General features: G+C 69.0%; 23 protein-coding genes. 11 read left to right on the top strand and 12 right to left on the bottom strand.

What is annotated here, in order from left to right; translation table 11 throughout:
* Positions 1 to 65 precede the first annotated feature (65 nt).
* Positions 66 to 983, bottom strand: coding sequence for a LysR family transcriptional regulator (locus QZH52_RS22330; protein WP_301812768.1), 918 nt, complete (start codon positions 981 to 983; stop codon positions 66 to 68).
* A gap of 129 nt (positions 984 to 1,112) precedes the next feature.
* Here QZH52_RS22330 and QZH52_RS22325 point away from each other — a divergent pair, with 129 nt between their 5' ends.
* On the top strand, positions 1,113 to 1,760 hold the full coding sequence (locus QZH52_RS22325; protein WP_301812767.1) for an FMN-dependent NADH-azoreductase: 648 nt from the start codon (positions 1,113 to 1,115) through the stop codon (positions 1,758 to 1,760).
* 84 nt (positions 1,761 to 1,844) lie between these two features.
* Here QZH52_RS22325 and QZH52_RS22320 read toward each other — a convergent pair whose 3' ends face one another.
* The 10 genes from QZH52_RS22320 to QZH52_RS22275 all read right to left on the bottom strand — a co-directional run bounded on the left by QZH52_RS22320 (position 1,845) and on the right by QZH52_RS22275 (position 9,409).
* Positions 1,845 to 2,399 carry an NADPH-dependent FMN reductase gene (locus tag QZH52_RS22320; protein WP_301812766.1) on the bottom strand — a complete coding sequence of 185 codons (555 nt, stop codon included), beginning with the start codon at positions 2,397 to 2,399 and terminating at the stop codon, positions 1,845 to 1,847.
* An 81-nt stretch (positions 2,400 to 2,480) separates the two neighbouring features.
* Positions 2,481 to 3,395: a serine O-acetyltransferase EpsC gene (gene epsC / locus QZH52_RS22315; RefSeq protein ID WP_301812765.1), complete on the bottom strand. Its 915-nt coding sequence runs from the start codon at positions 3,393 to 3,395 to the stop codon at positions 2,481 to 2,483.
* Between the two features lie 74 nt (positions 3,396 to 3,469).
* Positions 3,470 to 3,685: a TOBE domain-containing protein gene (locus QZH52_RS22310; RefSeq protein WP_028250350.1), complete on the bottom strand. Its 216-nt coding sequence runs from the start codon at positions 3,683 to 3,685 to the stop codon at positions 3,470 to 3,472.
* 39 nt (positions 3,686 to 3,724) lie between these two features.
* Positions 3,725 to 4,552, bottom strand: a complete 828-nt coding sequence (locus QZH52_RS22305) for an ATP-binding cassette domain-containing protein (RefSeq protein WP_301812764.1) — start codon at positions 4,550 to 4,552, stop codon at positions 3,725 to 3,727.
* The gene (ssuC, locus tag QZH52_RS22300) at positions 4,549 to 5,382 is read right to left on the bottom strand and encodes an aliphatic sulfonate ABC transporter permease SsuC (RefSeq protein WP_301812763.1); all 834 of its coding nucleotides are present in this window, start codon (positions 5,380 to 5,382) and stop codon (positions 4,549 to 4,551) included. The genes QZH52_RS22305 and ssuC overlap by 4 nt, the downstream gene beginning before the upstream one ends.
* Before the next feature lie 9 nt (positions 5,383 to 5,391).
* Positions 5,392 to 6,561, bottom strand: a complete 1,170-nt coding sequence (ssuD, locus tag QZH52_RS22295) for an FMNH2-dependent alkanesulfonate monooxygenase (protein WP_301812762.1) — start codon at positions 6,559 to 6,561, stop codon at positions 5,392 to 5,394.
* Positions 6,562 to 6,574: 13 nt separating this feature from the next.
* On the bottom strand, positions 6,575 to 7,525 hold the full coding sequence (locus QZH52_RS22290) for a sulfonate ABC transporter substrate-binding protein (RefSeq protein WP_301812761.1): 951 nt from the start codon (positions 7,523 to 7,525) through the stop codon (positions 6,575 to 6,577).
* Between the two features lie 31 nt (positions 7,526 to 7,556).
* Positions 7,557 to 7,697 carry a hypothetical protein gene (locus QZH52_RS22285; RefSeq protein WP_301812760.1) on the bottom strand — a complete coding sequence of 47 codons (141 nt, stop codon included), beginning with the start codon at positions 7,695 to 7,697 and terminating at the stop codon, positions 7,557 to 7,559.
* A gap of 91 nt (positions 7,698 to 7,788) precedes the next feature.
* Complete coding sequence (gene ssuE, locus QZH52_RS22280; RefSeq protein ID WP_301812759.1) at positions 7,789 to 8,379, bottom strand: NADPH-dependent FMN reductase; 591 nt, start codon at positions 8,377 to 8,379, stop codon at positions 7,789 to 7,791.
* Between the two features lie 7 nt (positions 8,380 to 8,386).
* Positions 8,387 to 9,409 (bottom strand): sulfate ABC transporter substrate-binding protein, encoded by a 1,023-nt coding sequence (locus QZH52_RS22275; protein WP_301812758.1) that lies wholly within the window; start codon positions 9,407 to 9,409, stop codon positions 8,387 to 8,389.
* 126 nt (positions 9,410 to 9,535) lie between these two features.
* Here QZH52_RS22275 and QZH52_RS22270 point away from each other — a divergent pair, with 126 nt between their 5' ends.
* From QZH52_RS22270 to QZH52_RS22250, 5 genes are all read left to right on the top strand, one after another.
* Positions 9,536 to 9,808, top strand: a complete 273-nt coding sequence (locus QZH52_RS22270) for an oxidative damage protection protein (RefSeq protein ID WP_286531978.1) — start codon at positions 9,536 to 9,538, stop codon at positions 9,806 to 9,808.
* An 18-nt stretch (positions 9,809 to 9,826) separates the two neighbouring features.
* On the top strand, positions 9,827 to 11,698 hold the full coding sequence (mnmC, locus tag QZH52_RS22265) for a bifunctional tRNA (5-methylaminomethyl-2-thiouridine)(34)-methyltransferase MnmC2/FAD-dependent 5-carboxymethylaminomethyl-2-thiouridine(34) oxidoreductase MnmC1 (protein ID WP_301812757.1): 1,872 nt from the start codon (positions 9,827 to 9,829) through the stop codon (positions 11,696 to 11,698).
* 28 nt (positions 11,699 to 11,726) lie between these two features.
* Positions 11,727 to 12,626, top strand: coding sequence for a transglutaminase family protein (locus QZH52_RS22260; RefSeq protein ID WP_301812756.1), 900 nt, complete (start codon positions 11,727 to 11,729; stop codon positions 12,624 to 12,626).
* A gap of 161 nt (positions 12,627 to 12,787) precedes the next feature.
* A complete protein-coding gene (locus QZH52_RS22255; protein WP_301812755.1) occupies positions 12,788 to 13,801 on the top strand; it encodes a patatin-like phospholipase family protein in 1,014 nt (337 codons plus the stop codon).
* Between the two features lie 3 nt (positions 13,802 to 13,804).
* On the top strand, positions 13,805 to 15,259 hold the full coding sequence (locus tag QZH52_RS22250; RefSeq protein ID WP_301812754.1) for a GntP family permease: 1,455 nt from the start codon (positions 13,805 to 13,807) through the stop codon (positions 15,257 to 15,259).
* Positions 15,260 to 15,352: 93 nt separating this feature from the next.
* Here QZH52_RS22250 and QZH52_RS22245 read toward each other — a convergent pair whose 3' ends face one another.
* Entirely contained in the window at positions 15,353 to 15,616 is a 264-nt protein-coding gene (locus QZH52_RS22245) for a hypothetical protein (protein ID WP_286531983.1), read from the bottom strand.
* A gap of 223 nt (positions 15,617 to 15,839) precedes the next feature.
* Between QZH52_RS22245 and QZH52_RS22240 the strand changes: the two genes are divergently transcribed.
* From QZH52_RS22240 to QZH52_RS22220, 5 genes are all read left to right on the top strand, one after another.
* The gene (locus QZH52_RS22240; protein WP_301812753.1) at positions 15,840 to 17,906 is read left to right on the top strand and encodes a carbon starvation CstA family protein; all 2,067 of its coding nucleotides are present in this window, start codon (positions 15,840 to 15,842) and stop codon (positions 17,904 to 17,906) included.
* Positions 17,903 to 18,121, top strand: a complete 219-nt coding sequence (locus tag QZH52_RS22235) for a YbdD/YjiX family protein (protein WP_286531985.1) — start codon at positions 17,903 to 17,905, stop codon at positions 18,119 to 18,121. Before QZH52_RS22240 ends, QZH52_RS22235 begins: the two co-directional genes overlap by 4 nt.
* Positions 18,122 to 18,360: 239 nt before the next feature.
* Positions 18,361 to 20,139, top strand: coding sequence for a nitrite/sulfite reductase (locus tag QZH52_RS22230; protein WP_301812752.1), 1,779 nt, complete (start codon positions 18,361 to 18,363; stop codon positions 20,137 to 20,139).
* 55 nt (positions 20,140 to 20,194) lie between these two features.
* Entirely contained in the window at positions 20,195 to 20,614 is a 420-nt protein-coding gene (locus tag QZH52_RS22225) for a DUF934 domain-containing protein (RefSeq protein ID WP_301812751.1), read from the top strand.
* Positions 20,611 to 21,231 (top strand): phosphoadenosine phosphosulfate reductase domain-containing protein, encoded by a 621-nt coding sequence (locus QZH52_RS22220; protein ID WP_301812750.1) that lies wholly within the window; start codon positions 20,611 to 20,613, stop codon positions 21,229 to 21,231. Before QZH52_RS22225 ends, QZH52_RS22220 begins: the two co-directional genes overlap by 4 nt.
* Positions 21,232 to 21,254: the final 23 nt, after the last annotated feature.

The raw sequence follows: 21,254 nt of genomic DNA, 5'->3' as shown, positions 1-21,254 counted from the left end.
AACCATCGCTTCAACGACAAACGAATATCTACTTGTTTGAATATGGCTTTTTGGACATAAGCGCCTCATTCCGCCAGATGGTGCGGCTCCGCCCCGTCGAGGTTTTCGGCCAGGAAATCGATCAGGCGGCGCACCGCCGGCACCAGCGCACGGCGTGCCGGGAACACGACGTGGCAGATCCCCGGCGCCGGCCCCCAGCCCGGCAGCACCTCGACCAGCCGGCCGGCGCTGATCTCGCGGTGGCACATGTAGTCGGGCATGACCGAGGCGCCGACCCCCTGCATCACGGCGAACTTGAGCGTCAGGAGGTCGTCGGCCACATAGCGCGGCGCGTGGGTGTGGACGATCACCTTGCCGCTCGGGCCTTCGAGCCGCCAGCTGGCCCGGCCCTCGCCGGTCGACATGGCGACGCTGTCGAGCCTGGAGAGGTCGGCCGGCAGCGCCACCGGACCCTGGCGGCGCATCAGGTCGGGGCTGGCGACCAGGAGGCCGCGGCTGACGCCGAAATTCTTCGCCACCAGGGTGGCGCTGTCCTCGATCGCCGGACGCACCCGCAGGGCCAGGTCGACGCCCTCCTCGACCGGATCGACCGGCCGGTTCAGCACCCGCATCTCGACCCGGACCTGCGGATAGCGCTGCATGAATTCCGGCAGCAGCGGCCCGACGCTGCTGTGGGCCAGCGTCACCGGACAGCTCAGCCGCACCGTGCCGCTCGGCTCGGTCTGGATCTGGGCCACCGCCTCGGCCGCCGCTTGCGCGGCATCGCGCATCGCCGCGCAGTGCTTGAGGTAGATCTCGCCGGCCGGCGTCAGCGACAGGCGCCGGGTGCTGCGCTGCATCAGCTGGACGCCGAGCTGCGCCTCGAGGTCGGCCACCCGCCGCGACAGGCGGGACTTGGGCACGCCGAGTGCCCGGCTCGCGGTCGCGAAGCCCCCGCGTTCGGCGACCTCGGCGAAAAACACCATGTCGTTCAAGTCTTGCATCGGCTCATTGTCCTATTTGTGGGACGAACTAAGCCATTTTTGCAGACTTATCAATCAATCGCCACAAAAATAGAATTCATCCCACGCCGACCGATTCCAGTGCCGGCGCTTTCAAAGAAAGCAATGATCATGAAACTCCTGCACGTCGATTCCAGCGTTCTCGGAACCAATTCCGTCTCCCGCCAGCTCACCGCCGAAATCGTCGCCGACTGGCGCAAGGCGCACCCGCACACCACGGTCGACTACCTCGACCTCGCGGTCGACACCCCCAACCATTTCAGCGCCGATGCGCTCGGCATCAAGGTCGGTGTCCAGGCCGAGCCGACCGACGCCCAACGCCACGAGAACGAAGTCTCCGAGCGGCTGGTGACGCAGTTCCTGGCGGCCGACGTGATCGTCGTCGGCGCCCCGCTCTACAACTTCACGGTGCCGACCCAGCTCAAGGCCTGGATCGACCGCCTGGCGCAGATCGGCCGCACCTTCAAGTACACCGACAAGGGCCCGGTCGGCCTGGCGACCGGCAAGACCGTGATCGTGGCCTCGACCCGTGGCGGCATGTACTCCACCAGTGAAGGCGGCCAGGCGATGGAGCACCAGGAGAGCTACCTGAAGGTGATCTTCGGCTTCTTCGGCATCACCGACGTGCGTTTCGTGCGCGCCGAAGGCATCGGGATGGGCGATGCGGCGAAGGCCGCCGCGCTGCAAGCCGCCCGCGCCGACATCGCCGTCGCGACCGGCAAGGCCGCCAACCAGGACCAGGCCACGCTGGCTGCCTGATCCCGCGCCGGACGCATCGCGCGTCCGGTCCAACCAAAGGGACGACCCGCATCGAGCGGGCCGTCCCTTTGGCGTTGTGGCGCCTTACTTTCCGGTGTGGGTCTTGATCCAGGCCACGTACTTGTCGACCCAGCTCTGCAGGAACTGCTTGCTGCCTTCGGCGATATGGCCCTTGTCGTCGAACATGCCTTCCTTGTTCTGGATGAAGACCTCGGGCTGGCCCATCGTCGGGACGTCGAGGTAGGCCAGGATGGGCCGCAGGTGCTGTTGCGCGGCGGCCGTGCCGACCGTGCCCACCGACACCCCCACCACGCCGGCCGGCTTGCCGGCCCAGGCGCTCTGGCCGTAGGGCCGGGACGCGTTGTCGAGCGCGTTCTTGAGCACGCCGGGAATCGACCGGTTGTATTCCGGCGTCACGAACAGCAGGCCGTCCGCGGCCGCGATCTCGGTCTTCAGGCGCAGCACCGACGGCGCCTGCTTGCCGTCGTCGTCCTGGTTGTACAGCGGCAGATCGTCGATGCGCACATGCTCGAAGGTGAAATCCTCCGGCGCGAGATGCGCGATCGCGAGCGCCAGCTTGCGGTTCAGCGAATCCTTGCGCAGGCTGCCGATGACGACAGCGATCTTTTTCTGGCTCATGAAGACTCCTTGAGTACGGGTTGAAGAAGACACGGACGAATCCTGCAGCCCGCACGATACGCCGGCTGCAAGAAAAACGCCTCAGACCAGCCGCCGTTGCGGCGCATTCTGCAGGCTGGCCTGCGTCACGCCGGCGCCTGGCGGCACATCGTCGGTGATCCAGACGTTGCCGCCGATGGTCGCGCCCTTGCCCAGCGTCACCCGGCCCAGGATGGTCGCGCCGGCATAGATCACGACGTCGTCCTCGACCACCGGATGGCGCGGCAGGCCCTTCTGCAGGTTGCCTTCGGCATCGGTCGGAAAGCGCTTGGCGCCCAGCGTGACGGCCTGGTAGATGCGCACGCGCTTGCCGATCACCGCGGTCTCGCCGATCACCACGCCCGTGCCGTGGTCGATGAAGAAACCGGCGTCGATCTGGGCGCCCGGGTGGATGTCGATGCCGGTCTGAGCGTGCGCCAGCTCGGCGGCGATGCGTGCCAGCAGCGGCAGGCCGAGGCGATAGAGCTGGTGCGCGACCCGGTGGTGGATCATGGCCAGGATGCCCGGATAGCACAGCAGCACCTCGTCGACGCTGCGCGCCGCCGGGTCGCCCTGGAAGGCGGCCAGCACGTCGCCGTCGAGCAGGCGGCGGATGCCCGGCAGCGCGGCGGCGAACTCGCGCACCGCGGCGCCGGCCTGGGCGTCGATGTCCTCGGCCGCGCGCGGCTCGTGGCGCGCCGTGTAGCGCAATTCGAGCCGGGCCTGGTTCAGCAGTGCGTTGAGTGCCGAGTCGAGCGTGTAGCCGACATAGAAATCCTCGCTCTCATGGCGCAGGTCGGGCGGGCCGAGGCGCATCGGGAACAGCGCGCCCTTGAGCGACTCGACAATGTCCGCCAGCGCCTCGCGCGACGGGAACTCGCGGCTGCCGGGCTCGCGCGAGCGCCGCTGCGAATCGCGCCATTCGTCGCGCGCATCATGCAGCGCACTGACGATGGCGCCGACATCGAACAAAGACATGCCAACTCCTCCAGTCGTGGGGCCCCGACGATGCACCATCGCGCAAGACCCCACGGCGGGCGGGTTTCTCGCGCTCAGAGCTTGGCGATCGACACCTCGGTCGACTTCACCAGCGCGACGACGTCGGAGCCGGGCTTGAGCTGCAGTTCGTCGACCGAGCGCGTGGTGATCACCGAGGTCACGATACCCCACGCGGTTTCGACGTCGACTTCGGAGACGACATCGCCGCGGATGATCTCGCGGACCTTGCCCTTGAACTGGTTGCGCACATTGATGGCCTGGATGGACATGGAAAACTCCTTCGGGTGGGTGGGTTGAAACAGAGGGGGTCAGACGGCCCAGCGCAGCACGTGCGCGGGTCCGTCGGCCCAGCGGGTGTCGTTGGCGGGTTCGGCTTCGCCTTCGTCGGGCTTCTGCAGCACGCGGTCGAGGATGCGTTTCTCGATCGCCGCGAACGCCGCATCGCCCTGCGAGCGCGGCCTGGCGAGCGTGATGTTCTCGTCGAGCGCGATGCGGCCGTCCTCGATCAGGATCACGCGGTCGGCCAGCGCCACCGCCTCCTGCACGTCGTGCGTGACCAGCAGCGCCGTGAAGCGATGGCGCAGCCACAGCCCCTCGATGAGCCGGTGCATCTCGATGCGGGTCAGCGCGTCGAGCGCGCCCAGCGGCTCGTCGAGCAGCAGCAGCCGCGGCCGGTGCACCAGCGCACGGGCCAGCGCGACCCGCTGCCGCTGGCCGCCCGACAGCCGCGCCGGCCATTCGCCGCGCCGCTCGGCCAGTCCGACCTGCGCCAGGACTTCCTCGCCGCGCGCCCGACTCTCGGGCGGCAGTCCGAGGGTGACGTTGTCGATGACGCGGCGCCAGGGCAGCAGGCGGGCTTCCTGGAACATGATCCGCGTGTCGTCGTGCAGTCCGTCGATGGCCTTGCCGTCGACCTGCAGCGTGCCTTCGGTGGCCTCTTCCAGGCCGGCCACCAGGCGCAGCAAGGTGCTCTTGCCGCAGCCGCTGCGGCCCACGATGGCGATGAACTGGCCGGGCTCGATATGCAGCTGAGTGTTGCGCAGCACCTCGCGCTCGCCGTAGCGCTTGCGCAGGGAACGGATGTCGAGGCGCACGCCGCCGGCGTCCTCGGGGGTCTGCTGAAGCACTGCACTCATTTCGTCACTCCATAAGCCGGGTGCCAGCGCAGCCACCAGCGTTCAAGTCCGCGCGCGAACAGGTCGGCCAGCTTGCCGAGCAGCGCATACAGCAGGATCCCCACCAGCACGATGTCGGTCTGCAGGAACTCGCGCGCGTTCATCGTGAGGTAGCCGATGCCCGACTGCGCCGAGATCGTCTCGGCCACGATCAGGATCACCCACATCAGGCCGAGCGAAAAGCGCAGGCCGACCAGGATCGAGGACATCGCGCCTGGCAGGATCACTTCCCTGTAGAGCTGCCAGCGGGTGAGGCCGTAGGTGCGGCCCATCTCGATCAGCTGCGGATCGACATTGCGGATGCCGTGAAAGGTGTTGAGGTAGATCGGGAAGAACACCGACACCGCGATCAGGAACAGCTTGGCCGATTCGTCGATGCCGAACCACAGGATCACCAGCGGGATCAGGGCCAGCGCCGGGATGTTGCGCACCATCTGGATGGTCGAGTCGAGCAGCGTCTCGAAGAAGCGCACCGAGCCCGTGAGCAGGCCCAGCGCGAGCCCGAGGCCGCCGCCGATCGCGAGGCCGGCCAGCGCCCGCGCGGCGCTGACCTTCACGTGGGTCCAGAGCTCGCCCGACGCGGTCAGCCGCCATGCGGCCTTGAGCACGTCGATCGGCGCCGGCAGCACGCGGGTCGACAGCCAGCCCAGCGACGAGGCGATCTGCCAGGCGACGATCAGCCCGACCGGCACCAGCCACGGCACCAGGCGGCGCAGCACGCCGGCCGCGAAGGTCCGGGCGCCATTCAGCGACGGCGCAGCCACCGGCAATACCTGCACTTGTTGGTTCATTCGATCTCCTCAGCTCTGCGCGGCGAGGCGCGACGGCGCATCGAGATTGGCGACGACCTCGCCGAAAGGCCCGCTCAGGACCTGGCCCGGCAGGCCCGGCCGTTGCTTGCGGGGCAGCAGCGGGAACACCAGCTCGGCAAAGCGGTAGGACTCCTCCAGATGCGGATAGCCCGAGAGGATGAAGTTGTCGATGCCCAGCGCCGCGTATTCCTCGATGCGGGCCGCCACGGTCTTCGGATCGCCGACCAGCGCGGTGCCCGCGCCGCCGCGCACCAGGCCGACGCCGGCCCAGAGGTTGGGACTGATCTCGAGCTCGGCACGGCTGCGTTTCGCGCCGCCGGCGTGCAGCGCCGCCATCCGGCGCTGGCCTTCGGAATCCATCCGCGCAAAGGCGGCCTGGGCCCGGACCACGGTCTCGTCGTCGACCCGGCAGATCAGCGATTCGGCGGCGCGCCAGGCTTCGTCCTCGGTCTCGCGCACGATGACGTGCAGGCGGATGCCGAACTTGACCGCCCTGCCCTTGCGCTGTGCGCGTTGGCGCACATCGGCGATCTTCCTCGCGACTTCGGCCGGCGGCTCGCCCCAGGTGAGGTAGGCATCGACTTGCTCGGCCGCGAGCTCGTGCGCCGGCGCCGACGAGCCGCCGAACCACACCGGCGGGTACGGCTTCTGGACCGGCGGGAACAGCAGCTTCGCGCCCTTCACGCTCAGGTGCTTGCCGTCGTAGTCGAAGCTCTGGCTGTCGTGGCTCCTGGCGATGATCTCGCGCCAGATGCGGATGAACTCGGCCGACTGTTCGTAGCGCTCGGCATGCCCAAGGAACACGCTATCGCCTTCGAGCTCGGCCTGGTCGCCGCCGGTCACGAGGTTCACCAGCAGCCGCCCGCCCGAGAGCCGGTCGAAGGTGGCCGCCATGCGCGCGGCCAGGCTGGGCTGGTGCAGCCCGGGCCGCACCGCGACCAGGAACTTGAGCCGCCGGGTCGCGCCGATCAGGCTGGAGGCGATGACCCACGGGTCCTCGCAAGAGCGCCCGGTGGGAATCAGCACGCCTTCGTAGCCGAGCGAATCGGCCGCGCCGGCAATCTGCTGCAGATAGGCCAGGTCGACCGGGCGCGCGCCTTCGGCGGTGCCGAGGTAGCGGCTGTCGCCGTGGGTGGGGAGGAACCAGAAGACTTGCATGGGCACGGGCTCCTCAGACGGCGGCTTCGAGCAGGTTGATCTTCTTGGGAATCAGCCCGAGCGCAAGGAAGGTGTCGGCGATCTGCTGCTGCTCGCCGAGGATCGCCTTGGTGATCGGCCCGGTGCCGAACGGCGTACGCGACACCGACAGCTCGACCACCGGTTGCGGCAGGCCCCAGAGCGCCGCGAGTTCGGCCGCGAAGGCGCCCCTGTTGGCCTGCGCCCACTGATCGACCTTGTCGAGTTCCTCGATCAGGATCTTGATCACGTCGGCGTTCTTGCCCGCAAAGTCGAGCGACGAGAAATAGAAGGCCCGGTTGCCGACCACGCCGGTGGCGTCCGCGAGCAGGCGCGCATCGAGCGTCTTCTGCGCCGCGGCCAGGAACGGGTCCCAGATCACCCAGGCGTCGATCGAACCCTTCTCGAACGCGGCGCGGGCGTCGGCCGGCGGCAGGAAGACGACGCTGACGTCGCCGTAGGCCAGGCCGTGCTTCTCGAGCAGCTTGACCAGGAAGTAATGGACGTTGCTGCCCTTGTTGAGCGCCACCTTCCGGCCCTTGAGATCCTTCACCGACTGGATCGCCGACCCCTTCGGCACGATCACCGCCTCGGACTGCGGCCGCGGCTGCGTGGCCGCGACATAGGCCAGCGGCGCGCCGGCGGCCTGCGCGAAGATCGGCGGCGCTTCGCCGACGTCGCCGAAGTCGATCGAGCCGACGTTGAGCGCCTCGAGCTGCACCGGGCCGGCCGTGAACTCGGTCCACTTGACCGAAACGCCGAGCGGCGCGAGCCGCTTTTCGAGCGTGCCGCGGCCCTTGAGCAGGCTCAGGTTGCCCTTCTGGTTGCCGATCCGCAGCGTGCGCGCGGGGGCCTGTGCAAAGGCGCCGAGCGCGGGCAGCGCGATGGCGGCGGCGGTGCCCTGGATCAGTCGGCGGCGGGTGGACGAATGCGAATGCGAGTTCATGAGGATGCTTTCGATGGGTCGGGGGTCGATGTCACGAGGTGGCCGAAGTGGCCGCGAAGAAGCCCGTGATCAGCGAGATCGCGGCCACCACGGCGACGCTGATCGCGAAGTCGGCCAGCCGCGTGCGGGCGCTGCGGCGAGGCTGGAGCGGGTCGGTCGGAATGGGTGGCATGGATTTCTTTCAGGCAACGGCGCTCCCTCGCCGCCGTGCGGCGATGAACGCGAATCGAGAGGGTTGGAGTGAGGCGGCGCAGTGCGCGCCGTCAGACGCTACATCGCACCTGCGAGAACGCGACGGGCTCGAAGCCCCAGCGCGATGGCGATTGCAGCTTGAGCCCTTCGCTGGCCAGCGTGTCGACGGCTTCGTCGAGCCGCTGCGCGAGCTCGGCCTGCAGCTGGTAGGCGCCTTCGGGCTGCAGCGTGACCTGGCCGTCGGTCGCATAGACGCCCGGCAGGATCTGCCGCGCCGCCAGCGACTGCAGAACCGGGCGCAGCGCATAGTCGAGCGCCAGCATGTGGTGCGGACTGCCGCCGGTGGCCAGGGGCAGCACCGTCTTGCCCTTCAGCGCCGACTGCGGCAGCAGGTCCAGGAAGACCTTCAGCACGCCGCTGTACGCCGCCTTGTAGACCGGCGTCGCGATCACCACCACGTCGGCACGCCGCACCTGCTCGACCGCCTGCTGCACCGACGGGTGCGAGGCCTCGCCGAGCAGCAGCGCGTGGGCCGCCAGTTCGCGGATCGCCAGCCGTTCGACCGGCACGGCGCGCTCGGCCAGCCGCGCCGCGACCGCGTCGAGGAGCACCGCCGAACGCGACGGTGCGGAGGGACTGCCGGCAATGAGAAGCACCGTCATGGCGAAATCACTTGCTCAGGTAGATCTGGTCGAACGAGCCGCCGTCGGCGAAGTGCGCCTTGTCGGCCTTGTTCCAGCCGCCAAAGGCATCGTCGATCGTGAACAGCGTGAGCTTCGGGAACTGCGACGCGTACTTGGCCTTGGCCTTGTCGGAGGTCGGGCGGTAGTAGTTGCGGCCGGCGACGTCCTGGCCTTCGTCCGAGTACAGGTACTTCAGGTATTCCTCGGCCACGGCGCGCGTGCCCTTCTTGTCGACCACCTTGTCGACCACCGCGACGGTGGGCTCGGCCAGGATGCTGATCGACGGCACCACGATGTCGAACTTCTCCGGACCGAATTCCTTCAGCGCCAGGAAGGCCTCGTTCTCCCAGGCCAGCAGCACGTCGCCGACGCCGCGCTGCACGAAGGTGATAGTCGAGCCGCGGGCCCCGGTGTCGAGCACCGGCACGTTCTTGTAGAGCTTGCCGACGAATTCCTTGGCCTTGTCGTCGCCGCCGTACTTGCGCTTGGCGAACTCCCACGCCGCCAGGTAGTTCCAGCGCGCGCCGCCCGAGGTCTTCGGATTGGGCGTGATCACCTGCACGCCGGGCTTGACCAGGTCGTCCCAGTCCTTCAGGCCCTTCGGATTGCCCTTCTTGACGAGAAAGACAATGGTCGAGGTGTAGGGTGCCGAGTTGTGCGGCAGCCGCTTCTGCCAGTCGGGCTTGACCAGGCCGCCGTGGGTGACCAGCGCGTCGGTGTCGCCGGCCAGGGCCAGCGTGGCGACGTCGGCGTCGATGCCGTCGATGATCGAGCGGGCCTGCTTTCCCGAGCCGCCGTGCGACTGCTTGATCGTCACGTCCTGGCCGGTCTTGGCCTTCCAGTACTTGGCGAAGACCTGGTTGTAGTCCACGTACAGCTCGCGGGTCGGGTCGTACGAGACGTTGAGCAGGGTCACGCCCTGCGCGAACGACGGCATCGCGGTCAGGGCGAAGCTGGCGGCGGCGGCAGCGCCGAGGGAAAGCTTGATAAAGTCGCGGCGAAGGCTCATGGTCTTGTGCTCGTATTGGGCATAAAGCTGAAGCCACGTATTCTGATTACGGCATATGGAATCGAGAACGACTGAGTTCTCAGTTCTAAATAGCTAAAACAACTAAGACACCCCAGAGGAATCCAAATGGCTCGCATGGTTCAGTGCATCAAGCTCGGCAAAGAAGCCGAAGGACTCGATTTCCCGCCCTATCCCGGCGAACTGGGCAAGCGGCTGTGGGAGAACGTCAGCAAGGAAGCCTGGGCCGCCTGGCTCAAGCAGCAGACCATGCTGGTCAACGAGAACCGGCTCAACCTGGCCGACGCGCGGGCCCGCCAATACCTGGCGCGCCAGATGGAAAAGCACTTCTTCGGCGAAGGCGCCGACGTGGCGCAGGGCTACGTGCCGCCACCGGCCTGAGCCGAAGGCTCCCCTGCCGTGGCCGAGCCCGTCGACTGGCGCGCGGACGGCATTCCGCGCAGCGCGCGCTTCGACGACATCTACCACTCTGAAAGCGGCGCGCCCGCGCAGGCCAGGCATGTGTTCCTCGGCGGCTGCGGGCTGCCCGCCGCCTGGGCCGAAGCGCCGCAATGGCGGATTCTCGAAACCGGCTTCGGTTTCGGGCTCAATTTCCTGACAACCTGGCAGGCCTGGCGGCGCGACCCGCAGCGGCCTCGGCTGCTGCATTTCGTGTCGATCGAGGCCTTTCCCGTCTCGCGCGACGACCTGCTGCGTGCGGCCCAGGCCTATCCCGACCTGCTGCCGCAGGCGGTGCAACTCGCGTCGCAATGGCACGGCCTGCTGCCGGGCTTTCACCGGCTCTGGTTCGACGCCGGCCAGGTGCTGCTCACGCTGTGCATCGGCGACGTTCAGCCGATGCTGCGCGCACAACGCTTCGAGGCCGACAGCCTCTTTCTCGACGGCTTCAGCCCGCAGCGCAACCCCGCCATGTGGTCTGCCGACACCCTCAAGGCGGTCTCGCGCTTCGCTCGCCGCGGCACGCGGGTCGCGACCTGGACCATCGCCCGGGCGGTCTGCGATGCGCTGGCCCAGTGCGGCTTCCAGCTGACCAGGGCACCCGGGATGCCACCCAAGCGCGACTGCCTGCAGGGCGTGTTCGAACCGACCTGGGAAGTGCGCCGGCGCGGCCCTGAGGCGGCGCCGCTCGCCGCCCGGCGCTGTGCCGTGGTCGGCGCCGGTCTGGCCGGCGCCGCGGTCGCGGCCAGCCTTGCGCGCCGCGGCTGGCAGGTCGAGGTGCTCGATGCCGCCCAGCGGCCGGCTTCGGGGGCTTCCAGCCTGCCGGCCGGGCTGCTGGCGCCGCACGTCTCTCCCGACGACGCCCTGCTCTCGCGCCTGACCCGCGCCGGGATCCGCGCCACCTGGCAGCAGCTCGAACAATGGCTGGCCGAGGGCTCGGACTGGCGCGCCAGCGGCGTGCTCGAGCGGCGCACCGACGGCGACGACCGCCTGCCGCCCGGCTGGTCGGCCGCGGGACCCAATGAAAGCTGGCGGGCTGATCCGGACCGGCTGCTGGCCGCGGGCCTGCCGGCCGCTTCGGCCGCCCTCTGGCATGCGCGCGCCGGCTGGGTGCGGCCGGCGCGCCTGGTCGACGCCTGGCTCGCGCGGCCCGGCATCACGCTGCGGATGGGCTGCCGCGTGGCGCGCATCGAAGCCGGCGGCACCGGCGCGCCGCGCTGGGTGCTGCGCGACGCCGACGGCCGATCGCTGGCCGAGGCCGACCGGGTGGTCGTCGCCGCCGGCTTCGAAAGCCGCGCGCTGGCGCCCGAATACCCGCTGCAGCCCGTGCGCGGCCAGGTCGAATCGGGCCGCATGACGGATGGCCTGGGCCTGCCCGAAGCGCCCGTGAACGGCGACGGCCACCTGATCGCCGACGTGCCCGGCCCGGAGGGCCCGGGCTGGTTCGTCGGCGCCACCTTCGACCGCGACAGCACCGATGCCGCGCCGCGCAGCGCCGACACAGCATTCAATCGCGAGCGGCTGGCGCGGCTGCTGCCTGAAACCGCAGCACGGCTCGACGGGCAGTTCGCGACCGGCGCCACCCGGACCTGGACCGGCGTGCGCTGCGCCTCGGCGGACCGCCGGCCGCTGGTCGGCCCGCTCGGACCCGGGACGGCCGACGGCGTCTGGCTCTGCACCGCGCTCGGCTCACGCGGCCTCAGCTTCGCCGCGCTGTGCGCCGAGCTGCTGGCCGCGCAGTGGCATGGCGAGCCCCTGCCGCTGCAGGCCAAGCTCGCGGCCGCCCTGGGCACGCAGCGCGCCTGGCGCGAGAGCGGTCGGCAGGCTTTCTAGGCCAGCCCTCGCGGGTCCACAATGGTCCATGGCCATCCGCTACGACATCACCCACACCACCGTCTACCGCTACAAGACGCCGGTCACGTTCGGGCTGCACCGCGTGATGTTCAGGCCGCGCGACAGCCACGACCTGCGGGTGCTGGCGACCGACCTGGTGGTCAGTCCCGAGGCCTATGTGCGAATGATCCACGACCCGCACTCCAATTCGGTGGCGCTGGTGCAGCCGATGGGCGAGGCGCGCGAGCTGCGCATCGTCTGTTCGTTCACCATCGAGCACCTGCCGACGCCGATCGACGAACTGGCGCTTGACCCCGCCGCCGAGGTGCTGCCCTTCGCCTATTCGCTGGAGGACCGGCTCGACCTCGAGCACTACCTGCGGCCGCACCACGAGGATCCGGACGGGACGCTGATCCGCTGGGCCCACCAGTTCCTGCACACCGACCAGCCGAACAACACGCGCGACGTGCTGACCCGCATGAACGCGCACATCGGCCAGAGCCTGCGCTATGCGGCCCGCGACGAGGAAGGCACGCAGACGCCGCTGGAGACGCTCACGCTCGGCAGCGGCAGCTGCCGCGACTACGCGCTGCTGATGATGGAGGCCGCGCGCCGCCTCGGCATCGCCACCCGCTTCGTCTCCGGCTATCTCTACGATGCGGCGCTCGACACCGGCGAGCCCGCCGAGCCGGGCTTGGCCGTCAGCGGCGCCGGCAGCACGCATGCGTGGCTGCACGCCTACCTGCCGGGCGCCGGCTGGATCGCCTTCGATCCCACCAACAACCTCATGGGCGGCGCCCAGCTGATCCGGGTCGGCGTGGCACGCGACCCGGCGCTGGCGGCGCCGATCTCGGGCAGCTGGTATGGCGAGCCGGAGGCCTACGAGGGGCTGGAAGCGACCGTGATGGTGCGGCGAATCTCGGGCTGACCGTCAAAAACCGTCCGACCGCAAGCCCGACGAAGACCTTGCCGCAACGACCGGCCGGCACTTAAAGTGGCTTCCGGCGTCTTTTCCTGGGCGCGGTTCTTGCTGATGACACTGTTCGGACACGCGGTGCCGGGACACTGTCGTCACTTCGGAGGTTCTGATTGAAGACTTTTCCCATCGACTTGGCCTTGCAGGGCGGCGGTTCGCACGGCGCCTTCACCTGGGGCGTCCTCGACCGCCTGCTCGAAGAACCCTGGCTGCAGCTGGACGGCATCTCGGGCACTTCGGCCGGCGCCATGAATGCGGCGGCGCTGGCATGCGGCCACGCGGCGGGAGGGGCCGAAGGAGCGCGCGAATCGCTCGACAGGTTCTGGCGCGGCGTCTCGGATGCCGCCAAGTACAGCCCCTTCAAGCGCAGCTGGATGGACATGCTCAGCGGCACCTGGACGCTCGACAACTCGCCGGCCTTCATCGCCGCCGACCTGGCCACCCGCCTCTGGTCGCCCTACGACCTCAATCCGCGCGGCATGAACCCGCTGCGCGGCATCCTGTCGGACCTGATCGACTTCGACCGCCTCTCGGCATCGCCGATCAAGCTCTTCGTGACCGCCACCAACGTGCGCACCGGCCGGGGCCGGGTGTTCCGCAACGCCGAGCTGACGCCCGACGTGCTGCTGGCCTCGGCCTGCCTGCCGACCATGTTCCACGCGGTCGAGATCGACGGCGATCCGTACTGGGACGGCGGCTATGCCGGCAACCCGACGATGACGCCGCTGATCCGCGAATGCCAGTCGAGCGACACCCTGCTGATCCAGATCAACCCGGTCGAGCGGGCCGGCGTTCCGCGCAGCGCCGCCGAGATCAACAACCGGCTCAACGAGCTGTCCTTCAACTCGCCGCTGCTCAAGGAGCTGCGCATGATCGCGCTGCTGCACCAGGTGGCCGACCCGGGGCACGGCGAAGGCGCCGCGTGGGCCCGGATGCGCATCCACCGCATCGCCACCGACGCCATGCTGGCGCTCGGCGCCTCGTCCAAGATGATCTCGGAGTGGCCCTTCCTGTGCCAGCTGCGCGATGAAGGCCGGCGCTCGGCGCAAGCCTTCCTCGACGCCCACAAGGGCGACATCGGCAAGCGCTCGACGCTCGACCTCGAAGCCCTGCTCGAAGGGGTCTGAGCCATGGGACTCGCAGGCATCTTCATCGGCCTCGGGCTGCTGATCTGGCTCTCCTATCGAGGCTGGAGCGTGCTGGTGCTGGCACCGGCCGCGGCGCTGATCGCCGCGCTGTTCGCCGGAGAGCCGCTGCTCGCCCACTGGACCCAGACCTTCATGGGTTCCGCGGCCGGCTTCCTGGCCAGCTTCTTCCCGCTGTTCCTGCTCGGCGCGGTGTTCGGCAAGCTGATGGACGACAGCGGATCGGTCCAGACCATCGCCCGCTTCATGACCGAGAAGCTCGGGCCCCAGCGCGCGATGCTCGCGGTGGTGCTGGCCGGTGCGCTGGTCACCTATGGCGGCGTCAGCCTGTTCGTCGCCTTCTTCGTGCTGGCCCCGATGGCGCAGGCCCTGTTCCGGGCCGCGAACATCCCGGCCCGCCTGATGCCGGCGGCGATCGCGCTCGGCACCTCGACCTTCACGATGTCGGCGCTGCCCGGCACGCCCGCCATCCAGAACGCGATCCCGATGCCCTTCTTCGGCACCACGGCCTTCGCCGCGCCCGGCCTGGGCGTGATCGCCTCGGCGATCATGCTGGGCTTCGGGATGTGGTGGCTTCGGCGCGCCGAGGCCAAGGCGCGCGCGGCCGGCGAGAGCTTCGGCACCCCGGACTCGGACGCCCACATCGATGCCGCGGAAGACCCCGTGGTGCGCGAGCGCGCCACCACCGCCGGCAGCTTCGACCCGGCCGAAGTCCAGCACGGCGAGCACGGCAGCGGCCAGCCCGGCATCGTGGCGGCCCTGGCCCCGCTGGTGGTGGTCGTCGTCGTCAACCTGTTGATGGCGCTGGTGGTGCTGCCACGCATGAACACGGACTACCTGGCCGAGGCCCGCTTCGGCGGCATCGGCCTGGCCAACGTCGGCGGCGTCTGGGCGGTGCTGGTGGCACTGGCCGCGGCCATGGCGGTGCTGGTCGCGCTGAACTGGAAGCGCCTGCCTTCGCTGCGCGCCACGGTCGATGCCGGCGCCAATGCCTCGGTGCTGCCGGTGGTCTGCGTCGCCAGCCTGGTCGGCTTCGGCGCCGTGGTGGCCGCCATGCCCGCCTTCGAGCTGGTGCGCGAATGGGTGCTGGGCATCGGCGGCGGGCCGCTGGTTTCGCTGGCGCTGTCGACCAACATCCTGGCCGCCCTCACCGGCTCGGCCTCGGGCGGCCTGACGATCGCCCTCGACGCGCTGGGCGGCACCTTCATGCAGCTGGCCGCCACCACCGGCCTCGACCCGGCGCTGATGCACCGGGTGGCGGTGATCGGCGCCGGCACCCTCGACAGCCTCCCGCACAACGGCGCGGTCGTCACGCTGCTGGCGGTCTGCGGCACCAAGCACGGCGAGAGCTATTTCGACATCGTGATGGTCGGCATCGTCGGTGCGCTGATCGCGCTGATCGCCGTCATCGTGCTGGGCTCGACAGTCGGCTCCTTCTGAGGACTTGGCCCCCACGCTCCCCCACTGCGTGTGGGTCGCTGCCCCCCGAGGGGGCCGCAGGCCGCCTTGGGGCGGCCCGGCGCCGGCCTGGAATCACCCCACCCGCAGCCGCAAGGCGGCCGGGTGGTGCTCGGGCGGCGCCGCCAGCCGGCGTGCATAGGCCGTCTCGGCCTCCTCCTGCGCTTCGCAGAGGCGCTCGAGCGCCCGGATGTCCTCCAGGCCCGGCGGCGTGCCGCTGCCGCACATGAAGTCGCCGAGCGACTCGATCATCTCTTCGCGCGCGGCGACCACGGCCAGGCGGCAGCGCACCATCTCGCCCCTCAGCTTCGCCAGCTGTCCTCTTTTCGACCGATGCACGGCAACTCCCAGTTGTTATTTGTACTACTTAGCTATTAACCAACATTAGGGCTTGGGCGCGCCCCGGTCCATATGGCTTAGGCGCTATCCGATCCGGGCAGTCGCAATCCGATTCAATCTGCGCCTTGCGCCGGCGCCGCCGCGGCAGGAAGATGGCTGCCGCCGAAGGAGACATGCCGACGGTCATGTCCGAATCGGCGGCTTTGCCAACAGGAGCCGCGCCATGAACAAGCTGACCTCCCTGCTGCTGTGGCCGGCGATCGCCATCCTCGGCGCCTTCTCGTTCGCAGCGCTGGCATTGGGCCGGGGCGAGAGCGTCAACGCGGTCTGGCTCGTGACCGCGGCGCTGTGCGTCTACTTCATCGCCTACCGCTTCTACAGCAAGTTCATCGCCGACAAGGTGCTGCGGCTGGACGACACGCGCGTCACGCCGGCGCTGCGCCACAACGACGGCATGGACTACGTGCCGACCAACAAATGGGTGCTCTACGGCCACCACTTCGCGGCCATTGCGGGCGCCGGGCCGCTGGTCGGGCCGGTGCTGGCGGCGCAGATGGGCTACCTGCCCGGCACGCTGTGGATCCTCTCCGGCGTGGTGCTGGCCGGTGCAGTGCAGGACTTCATCGTGCTGTTCGCGTCGGTGCGGCGCGACGGCAAGTCGCTCGGCGAGATGATCAAGATGGAGCTCGGCCCGGTGCCCGGCACGCTGGCGCTGGTCGGCGTGCTGGCGATCATGATCATCATCCTGGCGGTGCTGGCGCTGATCGTCGTGAAGGCGCTCACCGGCAGCCCCTGGGGCCTGTTCACGATCTTCGCCACCATCCCGATCGCGCTTTTGATGGGCGTCTACATGCGCATCATCCGGCCGGGCCGCGTCGGCGAGGCCTCGGTGTTCGGCGTGGTGCTGCTGCTGGCATCGATCTTCCTCGGCCGGGCGGTGGCCGAGAGCGCCACCTGGGCGCCGTGGTTCACCCTCACCGGCCCGCAGCTGGCCTGGGCGCTGATCGTCTATGGCGCCATCGCGGCCAGCCTGCCCGTCTGGCTGATGCTGGCGCCTCGCGACTACCTCAGCACCTTCCTCAAGATCGGCACCATCGTGGCGCTGGCGCTGGGCATCTATTACGTCGCGCCGCTGCTGGCGATGCCGGCCACCACCCGCTTCATCGACGGCAGCGGGCCGGTGTTCTCGGGCAAGCTGTTCCCCTTCCTGTTCATCACCATCGCCTGCGGCTCGGTGTCGGGCTTCCACGCCCTGATCTCGTCGGGCACGACGCCGAAGATGGTCGAGAAAGAGTCGCACATGCGCTTCATCGGCTTCGGCGGCATGCTGGCCGAGTCCTTCGTCGCTGTGATGGCGCTCACGGCCGCCAGCGTGCTCGACCCCGGCATCTATTTCGCGATGAATGCGCCGGCGGCGGTGATCGGCACCACCGCGGCCCACGCGGCCGAGGTGATCTCGGGCTGGGGCTTCACGATCACGCCCGAGCTCATCAACCAGACCGCGATCGATATCGGCGAGACCAGCATCCTGTCGCGCGCCGGCGGTGCGCCGACCCTGGCGGTCGGCATGGCGCAGATCCTCGGCCAGGCCTTCGGCGGCAAGTCGATGGAGGCCTTCTGGTACCACTTCGCGATCCTGTTCGAGGCCCTCTTCATCCTGACCGCGGTCGACGCCGGCACGCGCGTGGGCCGCTTCATGATCCAGGACATGCTGGGCCACCTCTACAAGCCGCTCGGCGACACCGAGTTCCTGCCCGCCAACATCGTCGCGACGCTGCTGTGCGTCGGACTCTGGGGCTACTTTCTGTACCAGGGCGTGGTCGATCCGCTCGGCGGCATCAACACGCTGTGGCAGCTGTTCGGCGTCGGCAACCAGATGCTGGCCGGCATCGCGCTGCTGCTGTGCACCAGCGTGCTCGTGAAGATGAAGCGCGAACGCTACGTTTGGGTCACGCTGGCGCCGACCGCCTGGCTGCTGGTCACGACACTGACCGCCGGCGTCCAGAAGATCTTCCACCCCGACCCGGCCATCGGCTTCCTGGCGCTGGCGCGCAAGTTCGGCGATGCGGCCGCGCAAGGCACGCTGATCGCACCGGCCAAGTCGATCGCCGAGATGCAGCGCGTGGCCTTCAACAACACGCTCGACGCCGTGGTCTGCGGCTTCTTCGTGCTGCTGGTGGTCGCGATGTGCGTGTTCGCCGCCAAGATCTGCCTGCAGGCCCTGAAGCAGTCCAGGCCGACGGCGCAGGAGATCCCGCCGATGAGCGGGCCGCAGGGAGCGATGCCGTGAACGACGCCGGCAATCCCGAGGCCGAGCGCTCGCTGGGCCGCCGCTGGCAGAGCCTCTGCTCGGCCTGCCGGCAGGTCTTCGGCATGCCCGACTACGAGCGCTACCTGGAACACGCGGCCCAGCTTCATCCCGGCGCGCCGGTGCTCTCCCGCGACGACTACTGCGCCAAGGTGATCGAGCGCCGCTACGGCCAGGGCGTGGGGCGCTGCTGCTGAGCGCCCGGCGGCGCCCTGCACGACGCCGCGCCCTTTCCTAGAATCGACGGTTCCCCAGCGCTTCCGCCTTATCCGGAAGCGCACTCGAATCGCCCGCAAACCCGCATGGGGACTGGCGAATAAGCTTATCCGCATAAGGCGCGAACCAAAAAATAGTTTGTTTCCATAAGGCTCGCTCTTACATTCCACGCTCGCTTTGACGGGTGGTGGACGCGCCGCCTTCCAGCAACTGACACACGATGTACCAATACACTGATTTCGACCGCCAGTTCGTGCACCTGCGCGCCGCGCAATTCCGCGACCAGCTGGAGCGATGGCAGAGCGGCAAGCTCGCCGAGGACGAATTCCGTCCGCTGCGCCTGCAGAACGGCTGGTACGTCCAGCGCTACGCGCCGATGCTGCGGGTGGCCGTGCCCTACGGCGAACTGTCGAGCCGCCAGCTGCGCGTGCTGGCGAAGATCGCCCGCGAGTACGACGAGCCCGAGGCCGAGGTCTACAAGCACGCGCTGGCCACGCAAGGCAAGCTCGGCACGCACAAGCTGCCGACCCACTACGCCCACTTCACGACGCGCCAGAACGTGCAGTACAACTGGATCCCGCTGGCCAAGTCGGCCGACGTGATGGACCTGCTGGCCTCGGTCGACATGCACGGCATCCAGACCAGCGGCAACTGCATCCGCAACATCACGAGCGACGAACGCGCCGGCATCGCGGTCGACGAGATCGCCGACCCGCGCCCCTTCGCCGAGATCATGCGCCAGTGGAGCACGCTGCACCCCGAATTCGCCTTCCTGCCGCGCAAGTTCAAGATCGCCATCACCGGCGCCAAGGAAGACCGCGCCGCCACCGGCTGGCACGACGTCGGCCTGCACCTGGTCAAGAACGAGGCCGGCGAGCTGGGCTTCCGCGTGCAGGTGGGCGGCGGCATGGGCCGCACGCCGATCATCGGCACCGTGCTGCGCGAGTTCCTGCCCTGGAACCAGATCATGAATTACCTCGAAGCGGTGATCCGGGTCTACAACCGCTACGGCCGGCGCGACAACATCTACAAGGCGCGCATCAAGATCCTGGTCAAGGCCGAGGGCCAGCGCTACATCGACGACGTCGAGGCCGAGTACAAGCAGGTCATCGAGCACGACGGTGCGCCGCACACCATCACGCAGGCCGAACTCGACCGCGTGAGCGCCTCCTTCGTGCCGCCGCAGCTCGCCACCCGCGTGTTCCGCAGCGCCGAGGCCACCGATGCCGACCTGCGCGCGCAGGCCGCCGACGACGTGATGTTCGCGCGCTGGCTGGCGCGCAACGTGGCGCCGCACCAGAACCCGGCGCTGCGCGCCGTGACGCTGTCGTTCAAGCGCCGCCTGCAGGCGCCCGGCGATGCCTCGGCCGACCAGCTCGACACCGCCGCCCGGCTGGCCGACCGCTTCAGCGCCGGCGAGGTGCGCGTCACGCACGACCAGAACCTGCTCTTGCCCTGGGTGCATGCCGAGGACCTGCACGCGCTGTGGCTGAACGCCCGCGAGGCCGGCTTCGCCAGCGCCAACGTCCACCTGCTGACCGACATGATCGCCTGCCCCGGCGGCGACTTCTGCGCCCTGGCCAACGCGCGCTCGATCCCGATCGCCGAAGCCATCACCGAGCGCTACCAGGACCTCGACGAACTCGACGACCTCGGCGAGATCGACCTCCACATCAGCGGCTGCATCAACTCCTGCGGCCACCACCACAGCGGCCATATCGGCATCCTCGGGGTCGACAAGGACGGCAAGGAGTGGTACCAGGTCACGCTCGGCGGCTCCGACGGCTCGCTGCTCAGCGGCGCGGCGCAGGCCGGCAAGGTGGTCGGCCCGTCGTTCTCGGCGGCCGAAGTGCCCGACGTGATCGAGGCCGTGCTCAACACCTACCGCGACACCCGCGAAGCCGGCGAGACCTTCATCGACGCGCTGCGCCGGGTCGGCATCGAACCCTTCAAGGCCGCCGCCAACGGCGCCCGCTTCAAGGTCGAGGTGGCCGCATGAGCCGCCCGGCCGCCCCGAAGGCGAATACCGTAGCGCGTAGCGCGGAGGTTTCCGAATGAACAAGACCCTTCGACTGATCGCCGCCGAGGACCACGTCGACGATGGCGACCCGACCGTGCTGCAGCTGCCCAACGATGCCGATCCGCTGGCGATCGAGGTCTGCCTGGACGACGTCGAGCGCATCGATCTCGACTTCCCGAAGTTCACCGACGGCCGCGCCTACAGCCAGGCCTTCCTGCTGCGCCGCCGCCTGGGCTTCAAGGGCGACATCCGCGCCACCGGCGACGTGCTGATCGACCAGCTGGTGCAGATGCAGCGCACCGGCTTCTCGAGCGCCGTGCTCAAGGAAGGCGTCGACGCCTCGGCCGCGCAGCGCCAATTCGACCGCTTCGCCGCCTTCTACCAGGGCGACGCAGTGCAGGCCGCGCCGCATTTCGTCGCGGCACCCGAGCCCGCATCGGAGCCTTCGGCATGAGCATCGACCTCGCACGCATCAACACCGAACTCGGCCGCAACGCCGAGGGGCTGGTGGACTGGGCCATCGGCCTCGGCCAGCCGACCATCGTCACCACCAATTTCCGCCCCTTCGAGGCCGTGATCCTGCACATGGTCACGCGTGCGAAGCCCGATGTGCCGGTGGTCTGGATGGACAACGGCTACAACACCGAGGCCACCTACCGCTTCGCCGACGAAGTGACGAAGCAGCTGGGGCTCGACCTGCACATCTACCTGCCGCGCCGCTCGCGGGCGCATCGCGAGGCGGTGGAAGGTCCGACGCCGGCACTCGACGATCCGCGCCACGCCGCCTTCACGGAAGAGGTCAAGCTGGAGCCCTTCGCCCGCGCCCTGCGCGAGACCGCGCCGAAGGTCTGGTTCACCGCGCTGCGGGCCACCGACACGGCCGTGCGCGCGCAGATGGACCCGGTCAGCGTCAATCCGGACGGCCTGATCAAGGTCGCGCCGCTGCTGCACTGGTCGTCGAAGGACCTGTACGCCTACTGCGAGGCGCATGGCCTGCCCAACAACTTCGACTACGTGGACCCGACCAAGGGCGAAGACAACCGCGAGTGCGGATTGCACCTCGCGCACTGAGCGCCAACGCCGCACCGACTCCC

It is taken from the genome of Variovorax ginsengisoli (assembly GCF_030486595.1).
In the GTDB taxonomy this organism is placed as follows: domain Bacteria; phylum Pseudomonadota; class Gammaproteobacteria; order Burkholderiales; family Burkholderiaceae_C; genus Variovorax; species Variovorax ginsengisoli_B.
Note: the sequence above shows the minus strand (reverse complement) of the source record. Positions and strands in the feature narration are given on the sequence as shown.

Bases quoted from the DNA above. Each gene is read 5' to 3' on its own strand.
- epsC (WP_301812765.1), bottom strand. From the start codon at position 3,395: ATGTCTTTGTTCGATGTCGGCGCCATCGTCAGTGCGCTGCATGATGCG.
- QZH52_RS22225 (WP_301812751.1), top strand. From the start codon at position 20,195: ATGAACAAGACCCTTCGACTGATCGCCGCCGAGGACCACGTCGACGAT.
- QZH52_RS22285 (WP_301812760.1), bottom strand. From the start codon at position 7,697: ATGCCACCCATTCCGACCGACCCGCTCCAGCCTCGCCGCAGCGCCCGC.
- QZH52_RS22275 (WP_301812758.1), bottom strand. From the start codon at position 9,409: ATGAGCCTTCGCCGCGACTTTATCAAGCTTTCCCTCGGCGCTGCCGCC.
- ssuD (WP_301812762.1), bottom strand. From the start codon at position 6,561: ATGCAAGTCTTCTGGTTCCTCCCCACCCACGGCGACAGCCGCTACCTC.
- QZH52_RS22270 (WP_286531978.1), top strand. From the start codon at position 9,536: ATGGCTCGCATGGTTCAGTGCATCAAGCTCGGCAAAGAAGCCGAAGGA.
- QZH52_RS22310 (WP_028250350.1), bottom strand. From the start codon at position 3,685: ATGTCCATCCAGGCCATCAATGTGCGCAACCAGTTCAAGGGCAAGGTC.
- ssuE (WP_301812759.1), bottom strand. From the start codon at position 8,379: ATGACGGTGCTTCTCATTGCCGGCAGTCCCTCCGCACCGTCGCGTTCG.
- QZH52_RS22230 (WP_301812752.1), top strand. From the start codon at position 18,361: ATGTACCAATACACTGATTTCGACCGCCAGTTCGTGCACCTGCGCGCC.
- QZH52_RS22325 (WP_301812767.1), top strand. From the start codon at position 1,113: ATGAAACTCCTGCACGTCGATTCCAGCGTTCTCGGAACCAATTCCGTC.
- QZH52_RS22250 (WP_301812754.1), top strand. From the start codon at position 13,805: ATGGGACTCGCAGGCATCTTCATCGGCCTCGGGCTGCTGATCTGGCTC.
- QZH52_RS22330 (WP_301812768.1), bottom strand. From the start codon at position 983: ATGCAAGACTTGAACGACATGGTGTTTTTCGCCGAGGTCGCCGAACGC.
- QZH52_RS22260 (WP_301812756.1), top strand. From the start codon at position 11,727: ATGGCCATCCGCTACGACATCACCCACACCACCGTCTACCGCTACAAG.
- QZH52_RS22305 (WP_301812764.1), bottom strand. From the start codon at position 4,552: ATGAGTGCAGTGCTTCAGCAGACCCCCGAGGACGCCGGCGGCGTGCGC.
- QZH52_RS22290 (WP_301812761.1), bottom strand. From the start codon at position 7,525: ATGAACTCGCATTCGCATTCGTCCACCCGCCGCCGACTGATCCAGGGC.
- QZH52_RS22220 (WP_301812750.1), top strand. From the start codon at position 20,611: ATGAGCATCGACCTCGCACGCATCAACACCGAACTCGGCCGCAACGCC.
- ssuC (WP_301812763.1), bottom strand. From the start codon at position 5,382: ATGAACCAACAAGTGCAGGTATTGCCGGTGGCTGCGCCGTCGCTGAAT.
- QZH52_RS22240 (WP_301812753.1), top strand. From the start codon at position 15,840: ATGAACAAGCTGACCTCCCTGCTGCTGTGGCCGGCGATCGCCATCCTC.
- QZH52_RS22320 (WP_301812766.1), bottom strand. From the start codon at position 2,399: ATGAGCCAGAAAAAGATCGCTGTCGTCATCGGCAGCCTGCGCAAGGAT.